This window comes from Geobacillus sp. B4113_201601 (genome assembly GCF_001587475.1).
Classification (GTDB): domain Bacteria; phylum Bacillota; class Bacilli; order Bacillales; family Anoxybacillaceae; genus Geobacillus; species Geobacillus icigianus.
The window spans coordinates 1-5319 of record NZ_LQYX01000042.1; the positions used below are offsets into that span (position 1 = coordinate 1).

5 protein-coding genes are annotated in these 5319 nt (G+C 43.7%); 2 read left to right on the forward strand and 3 right to left on the reverse strand.

The genetic code is table 11. From position 1 onward, the window contains the following. Nucleotides 1–343: 343 nt before the first annotated feature. The gene (locus tag B4113_RS06985; protein ID WP_033019306.1) at nucleotides 344–541 is read right to left on the reverse strand and encodes an H-type small acid-soluble spore protein; all 198 of its coding nucleotides are present in this window, start codon (nucleotides 539–541) and stop codon (nucleotides 344–346) included. Nucleotides 542–654: 113 nt separating this feature from the next. Here B4113_RS06985 and B4113_RS06990 point away from each other — a divergent pair, with 113 nt between their 5' ends. Next, on the forward strand, nucleotides 655–1650 hold the full coding sequence (locus B4113_RS06990) for a TrkA family potassium uptake protein (RefSeq protein ID WP_061912361.1): 996 nt from the start codon (nucleotides 655–657) through the stop codon (nucleotides 1648–1650). Here B4113_RS06990 and B4113_RS06995 read toward each other — a convergent pair. Beyond that, nucleotides 1647–2051, reverse strand: coding sequence for a YugN-like family protein (locus tag B4113_RS06995; protein ID WP_061912362.1), 405 nt, complete (start codon nucleotides 2049–2051; stop codon nucleotides 1647–1649). The two genes, B4113_RS06990 and B4113_RS06995, sit on opposite strands and share 4 nt — an antisense overlap. Nucleotides 2052–2177: 126 nt before the next feature. Between B4113_RS06995 and B4113_RS07000 the strand changes: the two genes are divergently transcribed. Continuing rightward, nucleotides 2178–2450, forward strand: coding sequence for a hypothetical protein (locus B4113_RS07000; RefSeq protein ID WP_061912363.1), 273 nt, complete (start codon nucleotides 2178–2180; stop codon nucleotides 2448–2450). Nucleotides 2451–2526: 76 nt separating this feature from the next. Here the strand turns inward: B4113_RS07000 and B4113_RS07005 are convergent, their stop codons facing one another. Beyond that, complete coding sequence (locus tag B4113_RS07005) at nucleotides 2527–5220, reverse strand: leucine-rich repeat domain-containing protein (RefSeq protein ID WP_061912364.1); 2694 nt, start codon at nucleotides 5218–5220, stop codon at nucleotides 2527–2529. Nucleotides 5221–5319: the final 99 nt, after the last annotated feature.

A 5319-nucleotide genomic window follows, 5' to 3' on the forward strand; every position in this document is an offset into this window, starting at 1 on the left:
GGAGCGTATACAGCACTCACCCAGTGGTGGGGATTTTCACGGAAAAGATCCATGGGCAACGTTTTGCCCTCCACCCGGGGATGAAAATCAACGCTTGCCGACGGGATTTTCACAGAAAAGATCCATGGGCAGCGTGATCTGCCCTCCACCCGGGGACGAAAATCCTACGCCAGTCCTGCATTTTCACGGAAAACACAAAAATCCACCCTCTTGTCATGCGAGGGCGGATTCGAGACGGAAAACCGCTGTTACGCTCCCCATTGTTTCGATGAGAAGGAAAACGAAGTCATCGCGGCGGCGCCCCGAAAAGAAAGCCGCCGCGATGCGCTTGCCGTCCATTTCCTCAGTCGACTGCTGTTTCCTTTTCTTCCAGCTCGGCCGCTGGCACATCCCGGCGTTCATGAAGACGACCGTCTCGCAAATGAACGGTCACCATCTGTGTTTCCTCGTTATACCCGTCAATCCAGACCGACACCCCGTTGTAGTAAACGGGAATATCCGCCGGTGATGAAACGATTTGTTTCACACGGTTCATGTCCATAACCGATGGTCCCCTTTCCATGGATCGTTCGTTTCCTAGTATGGGAAGAAACAGGAATGATTATGCCAAAACCGTCCACACTAAAGAAGAAATCGCTGAAGTGAGGGATGAACATGAGGGTAAGGAGTTGGCTTGTTTCCTATTGGCGGATGTCAACCGCCCTTCGGTTACTAGTCACGGCCAGCGCCACGATCATCATGTTTGGAGCGTTCATGCCTCTCATTGAACCGCAAACGTTCCGCACGATGTTTGACGGTGTATGGTGGGCGATCGTGACAGCAGCGACGATCGGCTATGGCGATATCGTTCCGGAAACCGTTGCTGGGAAACTGGCGGCCATCGTGCTGATTGCTGTCGGTACCGGCATTATCGGCGCCTATTTCTCCTCGGTGTCGGCTGCCGCCGCCACGCGGGAAACGGCACACACGAACGGACAGCTAGCGTACAAAGAACACGGGCATATCATTATAGTCGGCTGGAACGAACGGGCGCGGGAAATGCTGCTGCGTTTGGCCGGACAAGACCCGCCGTCGCGTGTGGTCCTCATCGATGCCACGGTGCCGTCCCATCCGCTTCCACACATTCCCGTCCACTTCATTAAAGGGGCGGCGCACGACGATGCTGTCCTTGAAAAAGCGAACCTCAGCCATGCCCGCTTTGTGCTGATTACCGCCGATCCACATAAAGCGGAAGAGGAAGCCGACCGAGATACGATCGTTGCATTGCTGGCCGCCAAGAGCCTCAATCCGTCCGTGTATGCCATCGTAGAAATCTTGACCGCCCGCCATGTCCCGAACGCGTTTCGCGCCGGAGCGGATGAAGTGATCCAAACTAACTTGTTGGCGAGCGCCGCCATGACCGCTAGCCTCTACTCGCCCGGAACGGCTAGCTCGCTCGAACGGATGTTGGGCCGCTTCGGTGAACAAACGCTGCGCCTTCTCCCTCCAACCGAGCAGCAAATCGGCCAGCCGTTTGCCGCTGTCCAACAGCAGCTGCTCGCCCAACACATCGCGCTGCTTGGCGTCGTTTGCGGGGATAGTGGAAGCCTATCCATCCGGCCGCAGCGCCTGATTGAAAAAGACGACCGCCTGTTCGTGCTCGTTTCTTAATCGAGCAGGCGGCGCTCCAACTCTTGAACGAGCGCTTTGCCGACGGAAATCAACGGCTCTGGAACGGTCGCATCCGGGTCTTGCGGTTCAGCAAACTGGTCGAACGACGCCGTAAGGTTGCCCACATCCGCAAAATCATCGATGCCGCGCTGATATTTATGGGCAAGCAAAAACGGACGCCCGAGCTCGACCGTTGTGCCATGCGAATCGAGCTGCCCATCGACCGCTTGAAACGGCACGCGCAAAAATTGGTAGCCTAAATGGTCGGCGATTTTATAGTCAAAATAGCCGTGGTCATACTCCCAACCGCCGCCGATCTCATAGCCGAACGGCTTGAGTGTTTGTTCGAGCTGATGCAACGAAAACTGTTTTCCTTCCAGCCTCGACGGAATTTCAATCATCCACAATCTCCTCCTTTCCCTTTATCGTTTCCCGTTTGGAAACAATTATTTGCCTAATTTGGTCGTTGCCTTTTGGCGAAAAATGGACGGATCGAGTAATAATAAGAACGGATTGTTGGCTGTTTTATGAACACCGACACAATTTTCCTTGTGAAAGAACAAGACGCCGGGAACAAGCAAGATCTATCTGGAGACCGAGAGGCTTTCCGCGCTCAAGAAGAAGCCGGCTCGACCGATGTATGCGTGACATCCGTTCCGCTTCTTGGATTGCGAAAAGAATACAGCATGGCTAGGATCAGCGATGACACTGCGGAGCAAGAGATTCCCATTGATGTGATCAAAAAACATCTCTATGTCGCCTATGGATACCTTGTTTGTCTCTTAGATCATGGAAAATAAAAGGCGGCTTCGTCATCCTTTATAAAAACTGAAGGCGGATGAACCCGCCTTTTTCTATCAGTTTTTCTAATCTTCCTTATCTTTCTAACGAAAAAAGGATATCATTGATATAGATGGTGACTCCCCGATTAAGCAATTCATTTACTATCTGATTTTCAGATGGGTCTGAACTCATGGTAAAACTCGCTAACTTGAGTTTTTTCAACTTGGAAAGCACTGAAATATCATCTACTTTCGTTCCATTAAAATAAAGAACCTCTAAATTTTTCATATTTGATAACGATGCTATAGAATGAAGCGGATTATCATTTAAGTAAAGACATTCCATCTTCTCAAGCCGCTCGAAGGAAATTTCCTGTATTTGATTGCTGCCAAGGTCAAGCTCTTTAAGCATAAAAAGCTGATTTAGAGCATCTACATGGCGAATCTGATTTTGATTAAGCGACAATATTTGCAAATTTTTTAAATGAGCTAAAACCTCGATATTGCTGATTTTATTGCCGCTCAACGTCAACTTTTTCAGTTTAGTGAGCGTAACCAATGGATCAATTTGTTCTATTCTATTATAGCTTAAATCTAATTCCTCTAAGTTTACCAGTTGACCTAAGGCTTCAATATCTTTTATCTTATTGTTCCTTAAATCTAACGATACCAACTTCGTTAAATTTCGTAAAGGGCTCAAATCGCTTATAGAGGTAAACGAAATACGTAAACTTGTAAGATTTTTGGCATACTGCAGTCCTTCTAGAGATTGTACATTTTCTTGTAAAATGGACAGTTCGTTGATCCTTCCTAAGTCATTCTCTGTTATTTCTCCTGTTGGTTTGTTCAGAGCTTCTCGCAATACTCTTTCTAGTTCTTTGTCTTTTATTAGCGAAGTAGAAGCTTTTCCTTCTTCTGATACATCAAGTTTTTCTAATGGCAATTTTCTTAGCGGAGTAAAATCCCTTATATGATTTCCGTCAATTGATAGCACCTTAAGTTTTGTCAGTGATTCTAATGGCTGAATGTCTGTAAGTAAATTATTTGAAATGTCCAATGATGTTAGGCTTGGAAGTTTCAATACAGGCAAACTTTCTATATAGTTATCGTGCAAATTCAGCCTTTCAAGCTTAGGTAATTGGGATATAGGTGTGATGTCCTCAATTTTATTGCTAGAAGCATCAAGAGCTGTTAGATTGACAAGTTTAGATAACGGTTCAATGTTTGACACCCCTCCATCTGAAATATCTAAATATTTTAAATTCGTTAAATGAGCGAGTCCTGACAAGTCTGCTGTCTGTATTTCGAGATGTTCCAGTGCAATGTTCGCTTTTACATCGTTCGTTGATAGATTAGAGAAAGGGGCTATGAGTTTTTTGAGCTTCTTCATCGATTGCAGGAAAGTGAAATCTTTAAAGAAAACTCTGTTCATATAAAGATTTTCTAATTTTTTTAAATGACTCAAGGGCGAGCCATCAATTCGATCGTCTGTTCCATAAAAAGTATCGTCGATATTTAATGTTTTTAAATTTGTCAGTTTGCTTAAAAATGTAAAAGAATCGACATCCACTTTCTCCATCCAAAGCGTTTCAAGTGATGTTAGCCCTTTTACAGGAAGAAAATTTGTTACGTCTGTCCTACTAATATCAAGAGCCACTAAGCGTTTTAAATGAGCAATTGGTGTTAAATCTTTTACATCGGTTGCATATAAGCTCAAATCCTTTAAATTACTTAATGCGCTAAGAGGCTGAATATTCGTAATTGTGTTGTCACCAATATTCAAATGAGTCAGATTGTTCATCCCATAAAGAAAATCGATCTTTTTTATACGATTGGATGATACATCTAACTGTCTAATTTTCGATTTCCAGTTAAACACCCAGAAATCGTTCTCATCCAATCCATTGTGGCTTAAATTAACGTTCTCCAGATTTCTGGCATACTCAAGCCCGCTTAAATCGGTTATTCCGAAATATTCGGCTTGCAGCGATTTTAGTGTGTCCAAGTCCCTTAACGTTAACGGTCCAGTCGGCTTATTCAATTTTTTTCGAACAGCCTTTTCTAAGGATTTATCTTTCAATTGTATTTCTTTCACATATGAGAAAATAGGATAATTTACAATCGTTCCGTCTAGTTTGATTAATCGGAAAGAAGTTACGTCCATCTCTCCTGTCTCTGGCTTAAATAGCCATTTACACTCTATCGTGCCTTCGCCTTGTATGCTCATATAACCGGTAAACTGATTGGCTTTATTATTTAACAGTTTATCATGGTTTAAAAAGGTAATCTCTTCTTGATCCATCTTTACCCTTGCTTTCAGCAATTTTCCTTTATGAACATAGTAGAGCGTATCGAAGTCAATGAGCTTTTTCACAGGTGGAAGTATTTCTTCTTTAATACCAATTAAACTAGGCTGATTTTTCTTATGAGGAAACACCTTTAACGTGCCAGTATTTAAAATAGGTGCAGATGAATAAGTTTTAATATTCGTGTTAATTGTTGACAACTTTTTCTTGCCAGTTTGATCAAATAAAGCTAGCATATAGGTTCCAGTATATACACGGTATTTTTTCTTATTTTGAGTTTTATAGCTCACCTTTTCACTACTTGAATAGAGATAGGCTTTATAAAGCTTGCCATCCTTGTCCCACAAATTAAATTTAGCTCGGCTTTTATTCATAATTTCTTGGTTCGTTAGTTCCTTTTTTGCTGCTACGGATGGTTCCGCCATACATGCAAAAAGAAAGAACAGAACAAAAGGAAATGACCATAATAGCTGTTTTTTCATATTCTTCTCCCCTCGTATGATTGGGTATTGTCAAAAGTTTATCCTCCACACTCACGGTTTTCCCTTGAGTTTCAACGGTTGGAAGAAAAAAAGCTTGCC

Excerpts from the sequence above, each read along its gene's own strand:
- B4113_RS06985 (WP_033019306.1), bottom strand. The coding sequence starts at position 541 with ATGGACATGAACCGTGTGAAACAAATCGTTTCATCACCGGCGGATATT.
- B4113_RS06990 (WP_061912361.1), top strand. The coding sequence starts at position 655 with ATGAGGGTAAGGAGTTGGCTTGTTTCCTATTGGCGGATGTCAACCGCC.
- B4113_RS06995 (WP_061912362.1), bottom strand. The coding sequence starts at position 2,051 with ATGATTGAAATTCCGTCGAGGCTGGAAGGAAAACAGTTTTCGTTGCAT.
- B4113_RS07000 (WP_061912363.1), top strand. The coding sequence starts at position 2,178 with ATGAACACCGACACAATTTTCCTTGTGAAAGAACAAGACGCCGGGAAC.
- B4113_RS07005 (WP_061912364.1), bottom strand. The coding sequence starts at position 5,220 with ATGAAAAAACAGCTATTATGGTCATTTCCTTTTGTTCTGTTCTTTCTT.